At 64.2% G+C, this 20,853-nt stretch carries 15 protein-coding genes; 5 read left to right on the top strand and 10 right to left on the bottom strand.

All coding sequences use genetic code 11. The annotated features are described in order from the left end of the window. A complete protein-coding gene (locus C5N93_RS24620; RefSeq protein WP_242561302.1) occupies nt 1–855 on the bottom strand; it encodes a DUF2092 domain-containing protein in 855 nt (284 codons plus the stop codon). A gap of 536 nt (nt 856–1,391) precedes the next feature. Here C5N93_RS24620 and C5N93_RS24615 point away from each other — a divergent pair. Together C5N93_RS24615 and C5N93_RS24610 are read left to right on the top strand one after the other, a co-directional pair. Next, nucleotides 1,392–2,012, top strand: a complete 621-nt coding sequence (locus tag C5N93_RS24615; RefSeq protein ID WP_069343785.1) for a hypothetical protein — start codon at nt 1,392–1,394, stop codon at nt 2,010–2,012. 138 nt (nt 2,013–2,150) lie between these two features. Then, nucleotides 2,151–2,729, top strand: a complete 579-nt coding sequence (locus C5N93_RS24610) for a hypothetical protein (RefSeq protein ID WP_242561301.1) — start codon at nt 2,151–2,153, stop codon at nt 2,727–2,729. Here C5N93_RS24610 and C5N93_RS24605 read toward each other — a convergent pair. The 5 genes from C5N93_RS24605 to C5N93_RS24585 all read right to left on the bottom strand — a co-directional run bounded on the left by C5N93_RS24605 (nt 2,717) and on the right by C5N93_RS24585 (nt 11,042). After that, nucleotides 2,717–4,183, bottom strand: a complete 1,467-nt coding sequence (locus C5N93_RS24605) for a heavy metal sensor histidine kinase (protein ID WP_242561300.1) — start codon at nt 4,181–4,183, stop codon at nt 2,717–2,719. The genes C5N93_RS24610 and C5N93_RS24605 overlap by 13 nt on opposite strands. A 41-nt stretch (nt 4,184–4,224) precedes the next feature. Then, nucleotides 4,225–4,899, bottom strand: coding sequence for a heavy metal response regulator transcription factor (locus C5N93_RS24600; RefSeq protein WP_069343788.1), 675 nt, complete (start codon nt 4,897–4,899; stop codon nt 4,225–4,227). Nucleotides 4,900–4,908: 9 nt separating this feature from the next. After that, the gene (locus C5N93_RS24595) at nt 4,909–6,396 is read right to left on the bottom strand and encodes an efflux transporter outer membrane subunit (RefSeq protein WP_242561410.1); all 1,488 of its coding nucleotides are present in this window, start codon (nt 6,394–6,396) and stop codon (nt 4,909–4,911) included. A gap of 44 nt (nt 6,397–6,440) precedes the next feature. Further along, the gene (locus tag C5N93_RS24590) at nt 6,441–7,703 is read right to left on the bottom strand and encodes an efflux RND transporter periplasmic adaptor subunit (RefSeq protein WP_242561299.1); all 1,263 of its coding nucleotides are present in this window, start codon (nt 7,701–7,703) and stop codon (nt 6,441–6,443) included. Nucleotides 7,704–7,835: 132 nt separating this feature from the next. Then, entirely contained in the window at nt 7,836–11,042 is a 3,207-nt protein-coding gene (locus C5N93_RS24585) for an efflux RND transporter permease subunit (RefSeq protein WP_242561298.1), read from the bottom strand. Between the two features lie 347 nt (nt 11,043–11,389). Between C5N93_RS24585 and C5N93_RS24580 the strand changes: the two genes are divergently transcribed. Continuing rightward, nucleotides 11,390–12,529, top strand: coding sequence for a Dyp-type peroxidase (locus C5N93_RS24580; RefSeq protein ID WP_242561297.1), 1,140 nt, complete (start codon nt 11,390–11,392; stop codon nt 12,527–12,529). Beyond that, nucleotides 12,526–13,356, top strand: a complete 831-nt coding sequence (locus C5N93_RS24575; RefSeq protein ID WP_069343791.1) for a family 1 encapsulin nanocompartment shell protein — start codon at nt 12,526–12,528, stop codon at nt 13,354–13,356. The genes C5N93_RS24580 and C5N93_RS24575 overlap by 4 nt, the downstream gene beginning before the upstream one ends. Nucleotides 13,357–13,451: 95 nt before the next feature. On the opposite strand, the gene C5N93_RS24570 is transcribed toward C5N93_RS24575, so the two are convergent. The 4 genes from C5N93_RS24570 to C5N93_RS24555 form a co-directional block, all read right to left on the bottom strand. After that, nucleotides 13,452–15,221, bottom strand: a complete 1,770-nt coding sequence (locus C5N93_RS24570; protein WP_242561296.1) for a glycosyltransferase family 39 protein — start codon at nt 15,219–15,221, stop codon at nt 13,452–13,454. A gap of 42 nt (nt 15,222–15,263) precedes the next feature. Continuing rightward, entirely contained in the window at nt 15,264–16,715 is a 1,452-nt protein-coding gene (locus C5N93_RS24565; protein WP_242561295.1) for an ATP-binding protein, read from the bottom strand. Beyond that, on the bottom strand, nt 16,712–17,371 hold the full coding sequence (locus C5N93_RS24560; protein ID WP_069343793.1) for a response regulator transcription factor: 660 nt from the start codon (nt 17,369–17,371) through the stop codon (nt 16,712–16,714). The genes C5N93_RS24565 and C5N93_RS24560 overlap by 4 nt, the downstream gene beginning before the upstream one ends. A 318-nt stretch (nt 17,372–17,689) precedes the next feature. Then, complete coding sequence (locus tag C5N93_RS24555; protein WP_242561294.1) at nt 17,690–18,706, bottom strand: LysR family transcriptional regulator; 1,017 nt, start codon at nt 18,704–18,706, stop codon at nt 17,690–17,692. 159 nt (nt 18,707–18,865) lie between these two features. Here C5N93_RS24555 and C5N93_RS24550 point away from each other — a divergent pair, with 159 nt between their 5' ends. Continuing rightward, complete coding sequence (locus tag C5N93_RS24550) at nt 18,866–20,737, top strand: sulfatase-like hydrolase/transferase (protein ID WP_242561293.1); 1,872 nt, start codon at nt 18,866–18,868, stop codon at nt 20,735–20,737. Nucleotides 20,738–20,853: the final 116 nt, after the last annotated feature.

The raw sequence follows: 20,853 nt of genomic DNA, 5'->3' as shown, positions 1-20,853 counted from the left end.
TCATCGCTGACCTCCCGTCACAGGCTCGTCCTGCGTTGCGGCTGACGGCGGGCGCATTTCGATGCGTTGCGCGCCTGCCGGTACGGTGTAGGTGAATGTGCCCGCAGGGAAGGTCGGGTTCACATTCCAGCGGTAATTCACCGAGTGCCGGGGGCGCGACGGTTGCGACGTATCCGTGATGACGAAGCGGCACGGCAGCGGCCGCGAGCCGGCGCTGATCCACAATTCCCAATCGACATCGGGTTGCTGATATGCGTAGTGGTTGCACCATTCGCCACCGACCCGGTCAAGCCCGATAAACAGTGCCGAGCGCAATTGCGCCGCATCGTCGGGATCCATTCCCCAATAGAAAAGATCCGCGAGCGGCATGCCGACGTGGTACTTCTCATCGATATCGCGAATCAATGCATCGATGGTCGGTGGCGCGCCAACCTGACTGTAAAAACGTTTGCCCTGCGACTGCTCGTAAAGCGTGAAGGTTTTGCCGTCGTATACGAAGCCACGATGGCGCGCCTGTCCGCTGACCACGGCACGCACTTTATCGGGGCGTTGAACGGAAAGCGCAGTGTGATGCAGGAAGCCGATGTTTTGTCCGGTGCTCAACACGGCATCCGTGACGGTATCGGCATCGACATGAAAGCGTTTGAGCGAACGCAGATAACGACTCATTTTCGTGAGCGCATCGACCGCCCCTTGCTGCATTTCCGGCATCGCCTGAACCGGTGTCGAGCTGTCTGATCCGGGCGCCTGCGCCAGCACGGGCGCGGCCCCAAGCAGAGCTCCGGTCAGCAGGGTGAGCGCAACGGCGAGGGGGAGGTGCTGCCGGGAAGCCCGGCGAGAGTCGGGGAAAGGCACTGTGTGACCTCATTCGAATGTTGAAATTGAACGGGACGACAACGACGTGCTGGCACGACACCGGCAAAGCAATGCCTGTGCGGCATTGGACGGGGGGCATTGAATCAGGATAGTGATTCGGATTGCAAACTGTCAAGATTCGAAAAGATCATCCGAATGGATTAAGAATTACTTGAAACTCGTAAGTATTTTTGTAACAAGGTGTATCCGGTTTTCCGTTCTCGGTGAATCTATCGCAGCCGGAGTTGACGAGAAGTACTGATCTACATCAAATCGCGATACTTATTTTCCCCATAATTCGGGAATTCGGCGTTCATGTATGGAAAATTCCGGGTAATTTAAATTACAAGAATAGATTGCGATATTTGGCATGCAATTCAGAACGAACTTGCAGCTTTGAATTATTTTGTTACTATCCGATGGAAACGTACGGGTTTCTACGTGGTCGGGAATTCCCGTTGTTTTAGTTCGGATAATTAACTAATTTGCGATCCCGGATGCGGGAATCGCATTCTTCGATAACAAAAGGACTCACCATGAAGCTCGCGAACGCCATGATGTTGGCAGGTCTGCTGTCGTTGGGAACGGTGGTTCATGCGCAGGATGCGGCACGTCCGGCGCCAATCGTTGCAGGTGGCGTTGTCGAATATCGCACAACCTTGCTCGGCGTCGACGTGAAGAATCGCAGTATCAAAGTCGCGGACGAACAGGGCAAACCGGTGACGTTTCTGGTTGGCCCGGCGGTGCAGAACTTCGAGCAACTGCGTAAGGGTGACAAGATCATCGTCGCGTACGAGCGTTCCGTCGCGATTTCCGTGGCGCCGGGAGACGGCATTCGCAGCCGTGTCGTGACCGAAGGCGCAAATCGCGCCGCACCGGGGGAGAAGCCTGCTGCCGACGCCGCACGCAATCTGAAGGTGGTGGCCACGGTGCAGCGCATCGATCGCAAGTCGAATGTCGTCACGCTGCGCGGCCCGCAGCGCACTGTCGACGTCAACGTCGAAGATCCGAAATTGCTGGAAGGCGTGAAGGTCGGCGACGCCGTCACGGTGAATTACACCGAAGCCGTTGCGATTGCCGTGACGCCCGATCCGTCGGCCAAGCGCACGTCGAAGCCGCGAGTCCCGCCGGTTCCGGCATCGGCACCGAAGCCCTGAGTATCGTCTGACGGCTGCGGCGCGCTGCCCGCAGCCGTCATGACTGCATGACTGTCGTCAACGTGGTGTTGTCGGTGCGCCACCCGGCGCATCGGCGCACAACGTCCCCCCTGATACGGCAAGCACCCGGAGATCGCCATGGCACGGTCCGCCTTGAAGTTCGACGATGCAACCTATGCTGCCTTGCTTGGTGCCGCACGCGATGCGGACGCAGCACACCCTCACAACAATCCCGCCTTCCTCGATGCGTTCCTGGCGGACGCATGGAAAGCCGCGCACCGCATTTACGGGGCGCAAACCTATCTGCGTTTCATGGCGCAGTCGGGCGTCACGCGCCGTCCGAGCGCCGGTACGGTGCAAAAGGCCATCGTTCGCGCGCGCGCAATGTTTGAAACGCCCGCCATTCCCGCCTTTGGCGCAATGTCGGGGGTCGGCGGCGCGGTCTGGGCGCAGCAACTGGAGCAGAATCTGGCGCGGGCCATGACGTTGCTCGACGCCATGCCCGAGAGTCATCATGCGCTCGGTGATGGCGCCGATGTGGCGGACGCCATGCAGCGAGTCCACCATCTCGAGCGGGAAAATCTGGAGCTACGTGCGCGTCTTGCGCAGATGACGGTGGCCGCAGCCTACGCTCGGGAAGCCTTGGGCGAGACGTTGACCGGTTTCACGCCGCATGCCATGTCGCAGGCGAACAACCTCGGCCGTCACGGCGTTTGACGCGCCAGTGATGTCGGCGCCGATGATGGCGGCGCATCGGTAGCAGGCGACGGCGCAGGCGTTCCGTCGTCGTCCTTACCGCCCGCCTTGGCGATCACGGAAAAGCCGAACGCGTTGAAGCCGTCTGCGCTGCGCGCCCACACCGTCCCGCCGTGCATTTCGGCAATCGCCTTCACGATCGCCAGTCCCAGCCCATGATTCTCGCGACTGTTCGTGCGCGACGCCTCCGCCCGGTAGAACCGGTCGAACAGGTGCTTGAGCACGTCCGGCGGGATCGGTGCCCCCGGGTTGACGACTTCGATATGCACTTGCCGCGCGTCGTCCGGTTTCGGCGAGATACGTACGTCGATGTTGGCGCCCGGCGCGCAATGCTCCACGGCGTTCATGACCAGATTGGCCAGCGCACGGCCGAACAACGCCTTGTTGACGTGTGCGAACGCGCTGCCGTGCAGACGCGCACTGACCTGCGCCTCCTCCAGCGGAATCTCCAGAAACTCCAGCGTATGCGCCGCCTCGCTGCCAAGCGACACGGCAGTGAGGCCCGTGGCGCGTTCGCCCTGATCGGCGCGCGACAGGAACAGCATGTCGTTGATGATGGTGCGCATGCGCCCCAGTTCTTCGAGGTTCGATTGCAGCAAGACACGCAGTTCCTCGACCGGCCGGTCGCGGGTGAGCGCGACTTCCGTCTGCCCGATCAGGATGGTGACCGGCGTGCGTAGCTCGTGCGCCACGTCGGCGTTGAACGATTCAAGTCGCTCGTAAGCGCTGTCGAGCCGGGCCAGCGCACCGTTGAACGAGTGCGCCAGATCGTCGAGTTCGACGGGCAACGAGCGGGTCACGAGGCGCTGCTTCCGGTTGTCGGGCCGAATTTCGGACGCTTCGCGCGTGAGCCGCCGCAACGGCGACAGGCCGAGACGCGTGACGGAGAAGGTCAGCAGCAGCACGCCGAGTGCGCCCAGCCCCGAGAGCGCGGCAAGACTCAGGCCGAAGGCCCGCAACGTCTGCTCGTTGGGGGCGTAGCTCGCGGCAACTTGCAGGGCGACGGCAGGACGCGTGCCATACGGCGGCAGAATCTCGCGCGTGGTCAGCATGTCGTCGCCGCCGTTGTCGGGGCTTAGCCGTACGTACCCGTTGGACAGTCGCTTGACGAACATGCCGCCCACGGGCGTGCCGAACGTGTATCGCGGGTCGTCGCTGGTGACCGAATAGGTCGTGGTGCCGTCGCGCGGGGTCATGTCGCTCAGTTTCTCCCGCACGATCTGCCACTTCTCGGGGGTGCCGCCGTGATAGACGATGATGTGGGCGATCTGCGCACGGTCGTCGAGCGACTCGCGCAGGTGACGCTCCAGTTGCACGCGTAACACCAGATACAGCGCCGCACCCACGAGCGCGAACACCGACAGCGCCACAACGGCGAACATGGCGGCAAGGCGGCGGGAGATCGAGTGTTTCACGGTAGCGTTCGGGCGCGGGTTCGCGTGGGCGGGCTTACAGCTTACGCCTCGCGAACCTCCAGCACATAGCCCATGCCGCGCACGGTATGCAGCAGCTTGGTGGTGAAGGGGCCGTCGAGTTTGGCGCGCAGGCGCTTGATGGCGGTCTCGACGACGTTCGTGTGGCTATCGAAGTTGACGTCCCAGACCAGTTCGGTAATGGCCGTCTTCGAGAGAATATCGCCCTGACGGCGCGCCAGCACCGACAGCAACTGGAATTCCTTGGCGGTGAGGTCGAGACGGTGACCGTCGCGCGTGGCGCGGCGTCCGATGAGATCGACGAACAGGTCGCCGACCGAGATCAGTGTGGACTCCTGCACCCGCGTACGGCGGGCGAGGGCGTGCAGGCGCTCGACGAGTTCGATGAAGGAAAACGGCTTCGTCAGGTAATCGTCGGCCCCTTCGCGCAGGCCGCGCACCCGGTCGTTCACGTGATCGCGCGCCGTGAGCATGATGACCGGCGTCGACTTGCGCTCGCGCAACGACCCCAGCACGGCGAAGCCATCGCGTTTGGGCAGCATGACGTCCAGCACGATCACGTCATAGTCGAACTCCAGCGCCAGATGCGTACCTTCCTCGCCATCGAGCGCCACGTCGACCACCCAGCCTTGCTCGGTCAGGCCGGCGCGCAGATAGTCCACTACCTTTTGTTCGTCTTCAACGATCAGTACTTTCATGTCGTCCCCTCATCTTTGCGCATTATACGAGTCAGATGGAGCGTCGGCCGACGAGGCGGAAGCGGTCTCGGACGGTTGCCATCCGCCACCCAGCGCCTTGACCAACGCGACCGACAGCACGAGTTGCTGGCCACGAATCTGTACGTCCTGACGCTCGCTCGCGAGCGCCGCCTGCTGCGCCGTAATCACGCTCAGGTAGGCCGTCAGGCCGCCGGAGTAGCGGTCGTTGGCGAGGCTGAGCAGACGTTCGGCGTCGACGACGGCCGCGCGAGATTCCCGTGCGGCAGCGTCCAGCACCGACAAGCCGGTCACGCCGTCCTGTACCTGCTGGAACGCGGTGAGCACCGTCTGGCGGTAGTTCGCCTCGACGCCGCGATAGCCGGCGCTGGCGAAGTCGACGTTGGCCTGACGCCGTCCGCCGTCGAAGATGGCCTGCGACGCGAGCGTGCCCAGCGTCCACAACAAGCTCGGTGCGGAGAGCAGATTGGCGAACTCGGTGCTTTGCCAGCCAATGCCCGGATTGAGCATCAGGCTGGGGAAGAACGCGGCCTTTGCCACGCCGATCTGCGCGTTCGCGGCGGCCATGCTGCGTTCGGCCGAGGCGACATCGGGGCGTCGTTGCAGGATGTCGCTCGGCACACCCAGCGGAATCGGCGGCAACGCCTTCGGCAGCGGCCCTTCGGCCACGGAGAACGCCGGGGCGGGAACGCCGACGAGTGCGGCAATCGCATGCTCGTACTGATCGCGCTGCTGGTGCAGCAAGCGCGCCTGCACGCGCGTCGAATCGAGCTGGGATTGCTGCTGGAGCACGTCGAGGCCCGAGACCGCGCCCAGGTCGTGCTGAGCGCTTACGTAGTCGAGTGCCTTCTGCTGCAACAGGACCGACTGGTCGAGCACCTTGATCTCGGCATCCAGCGCACGCAGCTGAAAGTACGCGGTCGCCAGTTGCGTCGTGAGCACCAGACGCGCGTTCGCCAGATCGTCGCCCGCCTGTTCGGCAGACGCCTGCGCGCCCTCGACCTGACGCCGGATGCGCCCGAACAGGTCGGTGTCGTAACTGACGCCGAGACCCAACTGCACGTTGTTCTGCACCGTCGACATGCTGCTCGACGAATAGCTCGTCACCGGCCGGTTCGCCGAAATGCGCTGGCGTGCCAGCCCGAAGGACGCATCGACTTCCGGCAACCGTTGCGCGGAGATGCCGGAGAGCGTCGCCTGTGCCTGATCGTAGTGCGCGACGGCAGCGGCGAGCGTCTGGTTCTGCGCGAGGGCCTGGGTTTCAAGTGCATCGAGCGCCGGTTCCTGGAACGCCTTCCACCAGTCGGGCTGCAACGCTGCGTGCGACGGTTGCGCGAGCTTCCAGAAACCGTCCGTTTTCCAGTCGGCGGGCGTCGAGACCTCCGGGCGGTGATAGTCCGGGCCGACCGCACAGGCGCCGAGCAGGACGCAAAGCGCGGCCGTGGCAAGCCGTGTCGCGCCACGTCGCGCGCGGCGCACGATCGGACGCCCTGGCGTGCGGACTTCCGGACGAATGGCCGGGCTCACGACTGATCCCCCTGCGGCTTCGCGTTGCTGCTCTTGGGCTTGCCCCCCGAACCCCCTTTCACGGCGAGCGCCTTGGCCTGCACATGATCGCCGTCGTCGATGGAGTCGCTCGGGTTGACGATGACATGGTCGGTCGGCGACACGCCGTCGGCCAGTTCCAGCGACTGCCCGAGATCCTTGGCGATCACGATTTTTTGCAGATGCACCACGCCGTGATCGTCGACGACCGCCACGCGGGGGCCTTCGGCACGGAACAGCAGGGCGTTGGCCGGCACACTCAGGTGCGCCTGCACGGCGCTCGGCAAGGCCAGTTGCACGTAGGCGCCGGGGCGCAGTTTGCCGTCGGGATTGGGCAGGGCGGCTTCGATTTGCAGCGAGCGCGTCGTCACGTCGATCGCGCCCGACACATGGGTGATCTTGCCCTGGAAGTGCTGGCCCGGCAGTTCGGCCTGCGTGACGATGACCGGCTGGCCGACGGCCACGCCTTGCGCATACGCCTGCGGCACCTGCACGTAGACGCGCAGCGGATCGGTCTGCGCCAGCGAGAACAGCGCCTGACTGCTGCCGCTGCCTGCGGCGATCAGGTCGCCGATGTCGACATTGCGCTGTGTGATCACACCGTCGAACGGGGCGACGATTCGCTTGAACGACTCCAGTTGCTGAAGCCGCTTGACGTTGGCGTCGGCGGCGGCAAGGTTCGCTACGCCCTGCGTGTACGTGCTCTGACGCTCGTCGAGCTCCTGTTGCGAGACGGCGTCGCGCTGACGCAGTTGCTGCCAGCGATCGAGCGACGACTTGGCGAGGCCGAGGCTGGCGCTGATCTGATTGCGCTGTGCGATGGCCTGCGCGAGTTCCTGATCGATTTCCGGCGTATCGAGGTCGGCGAGCAACTGGCCCTGCTTCACCCGCGCGCCAATGTCGACGTAACGGTGCAGCAGATAGCCCGTCGCCCGGGCGTAGATCGGCGACTCGACGGCGCCGCGCAGCGTGGCGGGCAGCAGCGTTTCGCTGGCTTCGGTGGCCTGCGGCGTGACCACGCTCACGTACTGCTTTGCGTTTTGTGCGGTCACATCGGCGACGTCGCGGCGTTGCAGCGCGTTGGAGATGGTGGTGCGTGCCGCGCCGGCGACCAGCAGCAGGGCGACGATGATCAGCGCGATCTTGGCGCGCCGGAATTCGCCGTGACGCGGGGGCAACTGCCGGCCGTCGGCAGGATCGTGCTCGGGAATGGCCAGTTCGGCGTGATGTTTCTCGGTCATGTCGTTCAACCCGTCAAATCTTGATATCTGGTAGGTGAGGCGATGGTTTTTGCGCCTCGGGCACTTGGGGCCGCGCTATCTCGTTCGATGCGCTCGTTGCACGCGATACGATTGGCGCGGCCAGCGCGATCGTTAGTGTCCTGTGCTGTCATGGCTCTCGCCTTGCGCCGGTGCCGATGTGCCGCCCGCTCGCCGCGCCTTGCGGCGCGCCAGTCGCGTATGAACGCCCGCGAAGACCAGCGGCACGAAGAAGAGCGTCGAGACCGTAGCGAACATCAGCCCGCCGATCACGGCACGCCCCAGCGGCGCGTTCTGTTCGGCGCCTTCGCCGAGGCCCAGCGCCATCGGCACCATCCCGATAATCATGGCCAGCGCGGTCATCAGCACCGGACGAATCCGGCTGGCGCCCGCTTCCAGCGCGGCCTTGAGCGGCGCCATGCCGGCCTCCATGCGCTGCCGTGCGAAGGCCACCACGAGAATACTGTTGGCGGTGGCGACCCCCATGGTCATGATGGCGCCGGTCAGCGCCGGTACCGAGAGTCGCGTGCCGGACAGGAACAGCATCCAGACGATGCCGGCGAGGGCGGCGGGCAGGGCGCTCACGATGATGAGCGGATCGACCCACGACTGGAAATTCACCACGATCAGCAGGTAGACCAGCACGATGGCCATCGCCACGCCGATACCCAGCCCCAGATACGAGCTTTGCATCGTGCTGACCTGACCGCGTACGACGATCTGGCTGCCGCGCGGCAGATCCTTGCGCGCCTGCGTCACGAGCTTGTCGATGTCGCTCGCCACGCTGCCCAGATCCCGGCCTTCCACGCTCACGAAGATGTCGATGACCGGGCGGATGTTGTAGTGACTCACCACGGCAAAGCGCTGCGTCGGCTCAACCTTCACGAAGTTGGCGAGCAACTGGGGCTGGCCGTTATTGGCCGTGCCTGCGACCGGCAGACGCAGCAGATCGTCCATCGAACTGATGCGGTACTGCGGCGACTGCACCGACAGGCTGTACTCCACGCCGTTCTGTTCGTTGAACCAGAAGCCCGGCGACGTCTGCGAGCTGCCCGAGAGCGAGATCAGCACGTTCTGCGCGACGGCATTGGCGTTCAGGTTCAACTGCTGCAACCGCGTGCGATCCATGTCGAGGTGAATCGTCGGCGAGTTCACCCGTTGCTGGATGTGTGTGTCGACCGTGCCCGGCACCTGACGCACCTGCTTGAGCAGCTTGGTCGCCACATCGAAGTTCGCCAGTTGCTGGTTGCCGCTGATCTGAATGTCGATGGCGGCGGGCAGGCCGAAATTGAGAATCTGCGTGACGATGTCCGCCGGCTGGAAGAAGAACTCCACGCCCGGGAAGCGTTGCGGCAGCACGGCGCGCAGCTTGTCGATGTAACTGGCGCTCGGATGATGGTCCGGCGTCAGCGCGATCTGGATTTCACCGTCGAGCGTGCCGATCGTCCCGGAGTTGCTATAGGAGAGGTTGATACCACTGTAGGGCAGGCCGAGGTTGTCCAGGATGGTTTCGAGTTCGTTCGCCGGAACCACTTCGCGCACGACCTTCTCGACTTCGTCGGCCAGACGCGCCGTTTCCTCGATACGCGTGCCGGTCGGCGCCCGCATGTGCATGCGGATGTTGCCCGCATCGACCGACGGGAAGAAGTCTGCGCCCAGCGCGAACACCAGCCCCATCGACAGCACGCAGAACGCCAGGAAGCCCGTGGCGAAGACCCGGCGGCGGACGAGCAGCGTGGACAGCACCACGATGTACGCGCCGCGCATGCGCTCGAAGCCGGCATCGAAGCGCAGATAGATGCGACGGAACATGCCGGGTCTGGCGTTCGGATCGCTCGGATGGGCGTGGCCCATGAGCAGCATGGCCAGCGTGGGCACCAGCGTACGCGAGAGCACGTACGACGCGAGCATGGCGAACACCACGGCCTCGGCCAGCGGCACGAACAGGTAGCGCGCCACGCCGGTCAGGAAGAACATCGGCACGAAGACGATACAGATACACAGCGTCGAGACGAGCGCGGGGACGGCGATTTCCCCCGCCCCGTCGAGAATCGCCTGATGCAGCGGCGTGCCCATGTGTAAATGCCGCTCGATGTTCTCGATGGTCACCGTCGCGTCGTCGACCAGAATCCCCACCGCGAGCGCCAGTCCGCCTAGCGTCATGATGTTGATCGTCTGGCCGAGCGCATGCAGCGCGAGCAGCGAGGAGAGGATCGAGAGCGGAATCGAGATGGCGATGATGCAGGTGCTGCGCCAGTTGCCGAGAAACAGCAGGATCATGGCGGCCGTGAGCGCGGCGGCGATCAGCGCTTCGTGAATCACGCCCTGCACGGCGGCCTTCACGAACACCGACTGGTCGAACAGCGCCGAGATATGCAGGTCGGCAGGCAAGGCCGCCCGGGCTTCGGGCAACAGCGCCTTGAGTGAATCGACGACGGACAGCGTAGAGGCATCGCCGGTCTTCATGATCGACATGAGCACGCCGCGCTGGCCGTTTTGCCGCACGATGTTCGTCTGCGGCGAGAAGCCCGTGCGCACGTGCGCTACTTCACGAAGATAGGTCGTGGCGCCGGCCACGGTGCGCACCGGAATGTTGTTCAGCCCTTCGACCGTCGGCGGGGAACCGTTCATGTCGACGGTGTACTCGCGCGGCCCGATCTTGGCGGTACCCGTGGGCAGGATCAGGTTCTGGGCGTTGACGGCGGCGACCACGTCCTGCGCCGTGAGGCCCTTGGCGAGCAGGGCGCGCGTGTCGATGTCGACCGAGATCAGACGTGTCTTGCCGCCATACGGGTACGGCACGGCCGCCCCCGGAATCGTGACGAGCTGGGGACGCAGGAAGTTGAGCGCGGTGTCGTTGAGTGCCGGCTCCGACAGGCTCGGGCTCGACAGACCCAGTTGCATGACCGGGATCGACGAGGCCGAATAGCTGATGACCAGTGGCGGCGTGGCCCCCGGCGGCATCTGCTTGACCTGCGCCTGTTCGACGGCGACGACCTGCGCGATGGCCGTCTGAATGTTGGCCGTCGGTTGCAGGAAGATCTTGATGATGCCGATGCCGGGCAACGATTGCGACTCGATGTGCTCGATGTTGTTGACGGTGGTCGTCAACCCGCGTTCGTTGCCGGAGATCATCCGGTCGGCAATGTCCTGTGCGGACAACCCGTTATAGGTCCAGATGATGCTGATGACCGGGATGTTGATTTCCGGCAGCACGTCCACGGGCGTGCGCAGGAGCGCGAGCGGCGTGGCGAGCAGAATCAGAATGGCCATCACGATGAACGTGTAAGGCCGTTTGAGCGCAACGTTGACAATCCACATGATTCAGACGCGCTCGGGCGCAGTCGCAGGCGTACGGAACAAGGGCCGTCCGGTGAATGCGCACGCGGGCGCCACCGGTACCGGAAGGAACGCCGCCATGTTATGGGCGCGCCACCAACGCCAAAATGGCGCGAATATGGCGAAATTGACAGAATTGATGCGGCCGCCCGCAAACCCGCGCCGCACAAGGGCCCGGTAGCGGAGATGTCGATGGGAGTGGCATATTACGGTGTGTTGCGTTATAAAGTTGACACACCAAAAGTCACTGTCCGATAGCCTTCGGTCGGTTTGCCGACCGGATTTGGCCCTCGTCAGCGGCAAGAACTCAAGTCCCAAGCAGGAAAGCAATGATCGAACGTCCGATTTCTCGCCCCGCCTCTGCTCCCGAGCCTGCCCCCGAACCTCAACCCGTTTCCGGCACCGTCACCCGTAGCGCCATCTTCCTCGTCGCCACCGTTCGCGACGACGACGCCGCACACGCCGCGGTTCGCAACTGGTGTGCCGATGCCGCCGCGTATGTCCGCTCGGTCGGCAAGCGCGTGCCGAGCGGCAATCTGTCGTGCGTAGTCGGTTTCAGCGACAACGCCTGGGATCGCCTGTTCGGCGACCCGCGCCCGGCGGAGCTGCATCCGTTCCGCGAATTCGGTGCCGGCAAGCGTCACGCCCCGGCCACCCCAGGCGATCTGTTGCTGCACATCCGCGCAGAGCAGATGGACCTGTGCTTCGACCTCGCCACGCTCATGCTGAACAAGCTGGGCGACGCCGTGACCGTCGTCGACGAGGTTCACGGCTTCCGCTATTTCGACATGCGCGCGATGATCGGTTTCGTCGACGGCACCGAGAACCCCGAGGGCCAGGAAGCGCTCGATTTCACGGTAATGGGCGACGAAGACCCCGACTTCGCCGGTGGCAGCTATGTGCTGGTGCAGAAGTACCTGCACGACATGACGGGCTGGAATGCGTTGCCGGTGGAGGTGCAGGAGCGCATCATCGGCCGCACCAAGTTCTCGGACGTCGAGCTCGACGAGGACGTCAAGCCGAGCAATTCGCACAGCGCGCTCACCACGCTTGAAGTCGACGGCAAGGAAGTGAAGATCCTGCGCGACAACATGCCGTTCGGCCGCCCCGGCTCGGGCGAGTTCGGCACGTTCTTCATTGGCTACGCGCGCTCGCCGTGGCCCATCGAGCAGATGCTGGAGAACATGTTCGTCGGCAAGCCGCCCGGTAACTACGATCGCTTGCTGGACTTCAGCACGGCGGTGACCGGCGGGCTGTTCTTCGTGCCCTCGGCCTCACTGCTGGAATCGTTGGCCGAGCGTGAACCGGTGGCGGCCGCGGCCGGCGCCGGTCAGGTTATCAAGACGTTGATCGACGCACAGCCTTCCAGCGTGCAGGTCCTCGACGCTCAGGCTTCTCATCAGGCAAGCCCCGCACCCGCGGATGGCTCGCTGCAAATCGGATCGCTCAAAGGAGTTTCTCAGGCATGAATAACCTGCATCGCGAACTGGCCCCCATTTCGAGCGCCGCGTGGGCGCAGATCGAAGAAGAGGTGGCCCGCACATTCAAGCGTACGGTGGCCGCCCGTCGTGTGGTCGACGTGAAAGGCCCGGGCGGTCTGGCGCTCGCGGGCGTCGGCACCGGTCATCAGACGTCCATCGATGCGCCGCTCGACGGCGTGGGCGCACGTCAGCGCGAAGTGAAGCCGCTCGTGGCGCTGCGTGTGCCGTTCGAGCTGTCGCGCGAAGCCATCGACGATGTCGAGCGCGGCGCGAACGACTCCGACTGGCAACCGGCCAAGGACGCCGCGATCAAGCTGGCGTATGCCGAAGACCGTGCCATTTTCGACGGCTATGAAGCGGCCCGCATCACGGGCGTGCGTCAGGGCACGTCGAACCCGGTGCTGCCGTTGCCCGACAACATCGCCGATTACCCGACCGTAATCGCCAAGGCGCTCGAACAACTGCGTCTGGAAGGTGTCGACGGTCCGTACAGCGTGTTGCTGGGTGCCGATGCCTACACGGCCGTGGCAGAAGCGAACGATCAGGGCTACCCGATTCTGGAGCACATCGGCCATATCGTGAGCGGCGAGATCATCTGGGCGCCGGCGATCGATGGCGGTTGTATCGTCTCGACGCGCGGTGGCGACTACGAGATGCACATCGGCCAGGACGTCTCCATCGGCTACCTCGATCACACGGCCACGACGGTTCGTCTGTATCTGGAAGAGACCTTCACCTTCCTGATGCTCACGGCCGAGGCAGGGGTGTCGGTCGGCAACGCCAAGCCCGCGGGCGTCAAGAAGAAAGCGAAGTAATTCGTTGAGGTCAATGCGCCAAGGCATTGACCCAAAAGAAAAACGGCTGAGACGGAAGTCACCGTGCTCAGCCGTTTTTCGTTGTGCTTTGTCGATCAGTTGGCGGCGGGCGACGACGCTGCCGGAGCTGTTGAGTGGGCTTCGGCAGGTGTACCGCCATTAGCGGACGCCGCATCCGTCGGCTTCTCGATGATGACGCGACGGTTATCGCGCGCAATGACCTTCATCGGCAGGCCGAGCGTCTCCAGTACCGTGAACTTCTCCGGATCGACCAGCGCGAGCGCCTTCGGATCGGCCATCCAGACATCCACGAACTTCTCCAGCGTGGGCACCCAGCTATCCGGCGCTTGCGAGATGCCGAACTCAAGCTCGTCCTGCACCGCGACCATGATCATCGGCTGACGCAGGTAATAGGGCATCGTGTGATCGAGCGTGCCGACCGAGTAGAACGGCGTGTCCGGCCCCAGTCGGTCCATTTCCGCGCGCACGGCCGGCACCAGATCCACACCCGAGCTGGCGCGTCCGAACGCTTCGTGACCCGATCCACCGATCATCGCGAAAGCCAGCCACGTGCCGGCGAAGGCGATCAGCGCCTGTTTGGTACTGCGCGTGCTCAGCCAGCGCGTGATGCCGATGCCGATCAGACCGACCACGCTCGCCGCATACAGGTAATACGTGAACGCGCGATAGGCCTCGACCGGGTTACGGCTGTCGGAATGATGCGAGAGGAACACGAGGCCCGTGACGATCGTCGCCACGAACAGCACGACGGACACGATCAGGTGCTTGCGCAGCGACTCGCGGGTCATGCCGGCGAGTCCGAGACCGAACAGCATGGCGATGGCCGGCACGATCGGCAGCACGTACGAAATCAGCTTCGAGTGCGAGAGCGAGAAGAAGCAGAAGATGAAGACGGCCCAGACCGTGATCATCAGCACCGGACGGAAGCCGTTCGCCTGACGCGGCATGGCACGCGAGCCGGCGAAGGCGCGCGGGATCATCGACAGCCACGGCAGGAAACCGACGATCAGCACCGGCACGAAGTACCAGAGGGCGCCCGGGCGGTTGTGGTCCGGCTTCAGGAAGCGGTTGAAGTGCTCGTTGATGAAGAAAAATTCGAAGAACGACGGATTGCGCGACATCACAGCGGCGAACCATGGCACGGTGACGGCGAGCATCACGATCAGGCCGCTCACGAGATGCAGGCGCTTCCACAAGGCCCAGTCGCGTGCAATCAGGGTGTAGATCACGAGCACGGCACCGGGCAGCACGACGCCGATCAGGCCCTTGCTCAGGATCGACAGCCCCATCGCGGCCCAGCACAACCACATCCAGTTACGCGTCTGGGTGTCGGTGAGGCCGGGGCGCTGCGCAAGCAGCAGCGAGCACAGGACCAGCGTCATCATGAACGACAGTCCCATGTCGAGCACGTTGAAGTGACCGAGCAGGCTCCACAGCGGCGCGCTTGCCAGTGCAAGCGCGGCGAAGAAGCCCGCCCGGGCGCTGAACACACGACGGCCGGTATAACCCACGAGCAGCACGCCGCCGAAGCCGGTCAGCGCCGTCCACAGACGCGCCTGCCAGTCACCGAGACCGAAGACCATGAACGTGAGTGCGTTCATCCAGGTCTGGAACGGCGGCTTCTCGAAATACAGATATCCGTTGTAGCGCGGTGTGACCCAGTCGCCCGTGACCAGCATTTCGCGGGCCATTTCGGCGTAGCGGCCTTCGTCGCTGGAGATCAGGTGGCGCAGATTCAGCACGCCGAACCAGACCAGCGCGAACACGATCAGCAGCCACAGCAGGGCCGTCGGAGAAATCGGCCAGGGCTCTAACCCGGCGTCACGTTGAGGACGTGTGGACATGAATGCGAAGCTTCCGTCTTGATGGATGAAGTGATGAGGCAGTTAACTTTTGTGAGCGCCGGGAGACTGTAACCCCTGAGCCCCCCGCGTGGGCTCGGTGGTCCCATTGGCCGGGTGATGTGTGCTTTGGGAGTGCTGCGGATTGTCTGGATTGGGAAGCGCGACATGGACATGCAGGCCGCGAGGCGCTGACGCGCTGGCGTCCGTCAACTGGACCTGTCCGCCGAGCCGGTCGACGATGGCCCGCACGATCGCAAGGCCCAGTCCGGTGCCTTCGCCGCCGTGATCGCGGGATTCGCGATGATCGGTGGCGCGGTAGAACGCGTCGAACACGCGCTCACGCTTGTCGGCATCGATGCCGGGACCGGAGTCGATCACGTCGATGATCACATCGCTCGCGGTCGACGACAGACGCACCGATACCGTGCCGCCCGCCGGGGTATAACGCACGGCATTGCCGACGATATTGCCCAGCAGCGTGACGATGTCGCGTTTCGCGCCGGCGACACGCAGGCCGGACCGTCCTGGCGGGTTCGTGGCGGTATTCGATGTCGCGTCGACCAGATCGAGCACGATCTGCTTTCTGTCGGCGAGCACGAATACGTCTTCCAGCGCTTCATGCACGGCGGGCAGCAGCATCAGCGGCGGGGCGGGCACGATCGGGGCGCTCTGGGCTCTCGCAAGCGTGAGCAACTGTTCGATCAGGGTTCGGGTGCGTCGCAAACCGCTCTTGAGCTTGGTCAGACGGTTCCGCGTTTCCGCGTCGAGCCCTGCGGGTTCGAGTGCGCGGTCGAGGTTCTCCGACTGAATCACCAGTGCGGTAACGGGCGAGCGCAATTCATGCGCGGCGTCGGCGACGAACCGGCGTTGTTCGTCGAGTGCCTTGTCGAGGCGGGACAGCAGACGGTTGATCGACACGATGAACGGCTCGATCTCGGTCGGCGCCCCTTGCGTATCGAGTCCACGCAGATCGGTATCGCGCCGTTTGTCGACTTCGGCAGCCAGTTGCTGCACCGGACGCCATGCGCGGCGAACCGTCCAGACAATGGCGGCGATGAGCAGCGGCACGAACACGACGAACGGTAGTGCGGTGCGCAAACCGCTATTACGTGCGATCTCGTTGCGACCCTCGGTCGGTTGCGCGACGACGATACGCAGTTCCGGTCCAATGGTGCGCACGAAAGCGCGCCAGGTATGGTCGCCGGTGTTGACGGTGTGAAAGCCGTCGGACAGCGTTACCGGAAACGTGCCGCCGAGGCGTTGCACCGTCAGACGGTAGTCGTGATCCTGAATCGGCAGGCCGTGCATGGCGCTGTCGGCACCCGCGAGATTGCGTGTATCGACGAGGGCGGCGAGTTGCAGTAGTTGGTCGTCCTGAAACCGGTAGGCTTCACGAAACGCCGCCGCATAGGAGACGAAACCGGCAACGATGGCCAGCCCCAGCGCGCAGGCCGAGAGCGTGACCACCAGTCGCGACTGCAAGGAACGCATCATGCCTTGGGCACCAGCCAGCCCGCGCCACGGATGTTACGAATGACGTCTGCCCCGAGCTTCTTGCGAATGGAGTGGATCAGGAAGTCGATCATGTTGCTCTCGATCTCTTCACCCCAGCCGTACAGGCGGTGTTCGAGGGCATCGCGAGACAGGATCGTACCCGGGCGAAGCATCAACGCATGCAGCAGTGCGTATTCGCGTGCCGACAGCACGCAACTGTTCTCCCCGTACGTTGCCTGATGGGTCGCCGGGTCGAGCGCGAGCGCGCCGTTGGTCAGCACCGGCACGGCCACACCGGCATGACGCCGGATCACCGCACGCATGCGGGCAAGCAGCTCGCCCACTTCAAACGGCTTCACGACGAAGTCGTCGGCACCGAGATCGAGGCCCTGAATGATGTCTTCGGCGCCGTCGCGGGCCGTGACAACGATGATCGGTGTACGCCCGCCCGCCCCACGATGGGCACGCAGGACCTCCCAGCCGTCTCGCCCCGGCAGGCCGAGGTCGAGCAGCATCAGGTCGTAGGCATGGGCGGCGAGGGCGGCCAGCGCGGCATCGCCGTCACGACACCAGTCGGCCGCATAAGAGGCGTCCTTGAGCGCCTGCATCATGGCCTCGCCGATCATGGAGTCGTCTTCTACGAGCAATATCCGCATGGTTTTCCGTACGCATTCTGGCGTGGCCAAGTCAGCCTACGCCTAAATCTTGCCGACCACGGAGGACGGCACGGGCGCACGATAGCGCGCGAAACTTAGGAGACACTTAGTGCGTGCGAGCGTCCGCTGGCGCGACTATGCCACGTAAAGTTATAAACAATCAATGACTTAGCGGCGATTTTTCAAGTGATGTTGCGTTTCGATGATTTAGGTGCCTCGGATGAAAACGGGGCCGCAGGATCGCACGCCGACCCACTTCGAGGGATTTCCCAGCCTCGGCGCTTGGGACGAGAGCCGGGCCGCAGGCGCCGAGTGCTTTCAGGAGGAGGCGCGAGCCGGTGGCGAGAGCGTGCGGGATACGTCCTGCAAGACGTCGATGAGCGCGAGTGCGGCGGCACTCGGTGCGTGGCCATGCAATACGCCGACGGTCGGTGCGACGTGCGAAAACCGCAGACCGAAATCATGCAACGACGCCCCCAGCGGTGAGCGCGCCACGCCCAGACGTGACGCCAGGAACAGGCAAGGCATTGCCTGCGCCGTGCTGGCGTTGGTCATGAGCGTGACGGACTCCATGATGACGCGCGGCAACGGCAGCCCCTGATGCGCGAATTCGGTATCGATGGCACGGCGCATCGGCGTGCCCGGAGGCGGCACGATCCATGGGTAGCGCGCAGCGTCGGCCCAGTCCGGCGACGGATGCGAGACGAGCGGGTGGTGGCGAGCGCCAAAGACACGAACGTCGTCGTCATAAAGCGGCACGACCCCGAAGCCCGCATTCATCGCGGTTTCGTCCAGTCGGCAGATGAGCAGATCGATCTCGTGCCATTGCGCGCGGGGCAGCAGGCGATCGAGCGTCTCTTCGAGCAAGTTGATGCGCAGCGCCGGGCCGGTGCGTTCGAGCCGGGCGAGCGTCTGGGGCATCAGCACGCTCGCCATCCCGGGAAGAATGCCGACGTTGACGGGCTTGGCCAGCCCGTCGCGCAACGCCTGCATGGCAGGCGCCACGCCCGCGAGGTCGGTCAGCATGCGCTCCGCGCGTTCCAGCAGTGCATCGCCATAGGGCGTTGGCGTAACGCGCCGCGTGGTGCGTTCGAACAGCGCGACGCCCAGCGCCTGTTCGATCTCGCGTAACCACTTGGACAGCGCCGGCTGGGTAATCGCTGCCGCCTCCGCCGTCCGGGCAAAACTGCGTGTGCGGCCCAGCCACCGGAGTGTCTCAAGGTCACGAATGCGCAGCTTGCGCAGCACGGCCGGGATCTGACGGGCGAGGGGCCCGGCGTCCGGGCTTGGGGAGGGGCGTGCTTCGGTCATGGCTAAGGGGGCGAGGGACTCCATCGGTGCATAGACTCGGCGATGCCGCGCTATTGATGTCATTTTGGTAATGAATATAGCGTGACTTTTCATCGATGTGTACTGAGTCCTGCCAAATAATGAGACTCCCATCCGGTAGCCGACGCGTCGCACGACGTTGGCGCCTTCTCAGGAGCGAGACGCATGACATCCCACAAGCCTTCGTCCCCCGCCACACCTAACGAGGACGTGATCTCCACGCCATCATCTGGCCCGAACCCGTCGCGGCGGGGCTTCCTGAAGCAGGCCGGTGCGGCGGTCGCGTCGGCAGGACTGACGTCTTCGGCCTTGGCGGCGCCGACGTCCAGCCACCGTGAACCGCATGTCGACGACGGTTACACGATGCCGCAGGAAGCGCCTGCCACGCCGCCCAAGGGTTACAACATCCTGTTCATCCTGACGGATCAGGAGCGGCACTTCGACAAGTGGCCGTTCCCGGTGCCAGGCCGGGAGCGCTTGCGCCGCGAGGGCGTGACGTTCATGAATCACCAGATCGCCGCTTGCGTTTGCTCGCCATCGCGCTCCGTTGTGTATACCGGGCAGCACATTCAGCACACGCGCGTATTCGATAACTGCGGCATTCCGTGGCAGCCGGACATGTCGACCGACCTTCGCACCATCGGTCACATGATGCGGGACGCGGGGTATTACGCCGCCTATCTCGGCAAATGGCATCTGAGCGGCAAGCTGCATCAGAACCACACGCCCTACGACACCCCGACGCAGGCGTACAACGCGCTGTTCAAGTCGTATGGGTTCGACGACTACTTCGGCGTGGGCGACCTGATCGGACGCGTGCGTGGCGGCTACACCTACGACGGCCTGACGACATCGTCGGCGGTGTCGTGGCTGCGCGGACGCGGTGCCCAACTGGCGAGCGAGCACAAACCGTGGTTCATGGCGGTCAACCTCGTCAATCCGCACGACGCCATGTTCCTGAACACCGACCCCGCAGGCGTCGACACGCAGAACGCCAACGGGCCGACGCTGGGCAACGCCCGTCCCCCGAAGAATGCGATTTACGACGCACACTGGAATGTGCCGCTCGCCGCCACGCGCAAGCAGGCCTACGATGCGCCGGGGCGTCCGGCCGCGCACGGTGTCTATAACGCCGCCGAGGGCGTGCTGGTCGGCGACTATCCGCTGGACGACGCGCGGCTCCAGGTCTATCAGGACTATTACTTCAACTGCATTCGCGATTGCGACACGCACGTGGTGAAGCTGCTCGACACGTTGCGCGAACTGGGCATCGACAAGAACACCATCGTGGTGATGAGTGCGGATCACGGCGACCATGTCGGTGCGCACAAGCTCGTCGGGAAGGGGCCGACGGCCTACCGCGAGCAGAACCACGTGCCGCTCGTCATTCGTCACCCGGCCTATCCGGGCGGGAAGCAGTGCGCGGCCCTCAGTTCGCATCTGGACATCACGCCCACGCTGCTCGGATTGACGGGGTTAGACGCCGCAGGCGTTGCCCGGGTGGCCGGCGACGCGGCACATGGACACGACCTGACGCCGTTGCTGCGACGCCCCGAGCGGCAGGCCGTCGACGCGTTGCGCCCGGCGGCACTCTTCAATTACGCGATGCTGCTGTACTACGACAGCGAGTGGCTGGCACAGGAGTATGCGACGTTGCGTCAGAAAGGCGTGCCGATCGAGGAGATTCATCGGCGGTTGATTGCGCGTCAACCCGACTTCCGGCATCGCGGCATGATCCGCAGCGTTTTCGACGGACGTTACCGCTTCTCGCGCTATTTCTCTCCCGAGCAGTTCAACCGGCCCACGTCGCTCGAAACGCTTTTCGCCAGTAACGACGTGGAGCTTTACGACTTGCACGCCGATCCGACTGAGTCGCGCAATCTCGCGCTGGCGCCGCGCGCCAATGGCGCCTTGCTGCTTGCGATGAACGCGCTGCTCAACGACCGGCTCGATGCGGAAGTGGGCGACGACCGGCCCGACATTCTGCCGATCCGCGACGGCCGGGTGCATTTCACGTTCGAGAAGGCGACCGGCTGATTCAATAAGGCGTTGATGGCGTGATGCCGCCCGGCAAGCCAATGACGTTGGCAGGCCAGGGGGCATCGGTGGTACGCTCGTGCGACTGTGCGGCGGCTCGCCGCACGCGCCTGCGT

Origin of the sequence: Pandoraea sp. LA3 (assembly GCF_022696215.1) — a bacterium.
Lineage (GTDB): Bacteria > Pseudomonadota > Gammaproteobacteria > Burkholderiales > Burkholderiaceae > Pandoraea > Pandoraea capi.
Note: the sequence above shows the minus strand (reverse complement) of the source record. Positions and strands in the feature narration are given on the sequence as shown.

Bases quoted from the DNA above. Each gene is read 5' to 3' on its own strand.
- C5N93_RS24615 (WP_069343785.1), top strand. From the start codon at position 1,392: ATGAAGCTCGCGAACGCCATGATGTTGGCAGGTCTGCTGTCGTTGGGA.
- C5N93_RS24610 (WP_242561301.1), top strand. From the start codon at position 2,151: ATGGCACGGTCCGCCTTGAAGTTCGACGATGCAACCTATGCTGCCTTG.
- C5N93_RS24600 (WP_069343788.1), bottom strand. From the start codon at position 4,899: ATGAAAGTACTGATCGTTGAAGACGAACAAAAGGTAGTGGACTATCTG.
- C5N93_RS24590 (WP_242561299.1), bottom strand. From the start codon at position 7,703: ATGACCGAGAAACATCACGCCGAACTGGCCATTCCCGAGCACGATCCT.
- C5N93_RS24585 (WP_242561298.1), bottom strand. From the start codon at position 11,042: ATGTGGATTGTCAACGTTGCGCTCAAACGGCCTTACACGTTCATCGTG.
- C5N93_RS24580 (WP_242561297.1), top strand. From the start codon at position 11,390: ATGATCGAACGTCCGATTTCTCGCCCCGCCTCTGCTCCCGAGCCTGCC.
- C5N93_RS24575 (WP_069343791.1), top strand. From the start codon at position 12,526: ATGAATAACCTGCATCGCGAACTGGCCCCCATTTCGAGCGCCGCGTGG.
- C5N93_RS24570 (WP_242561296.1), bottom strand. From the start codon at position 15,221: ATGTCCACACGTCCTCAACGTGACGCCGGGTTAGAGCCCTGGCCGATT.
- C5N93_RS24565 (WP_242561295.1), bottom strand. From the start codon at position 16,715: ATGATGCGTTCCTTGCAGTCGCGACTGGTGGTCACGCTCTCGGCCTGC.
- C5N93_RS24560 (WP_069343793.1), bottom strand. From the start codon at position 17,371: ATGCGGATATTGCTCGTAGAAGACGACTCCATGATCGGCGAGGCCATG.
- C5N93_RS24555 (WP_242561294.1), bottom strand. From the start codon at position 18,706: ATGGAGTCCCTCGCCCCCTTAGCCATGACCGAAGCACGCCCCTCCCCA.
- C5N93_RS24550 (WP_242561293.1), top strand. From the start codon at position 18,866: ATGACATCCCACAAGCCTTCGTCCCCCGCCACACCTAACGAGGACGTG.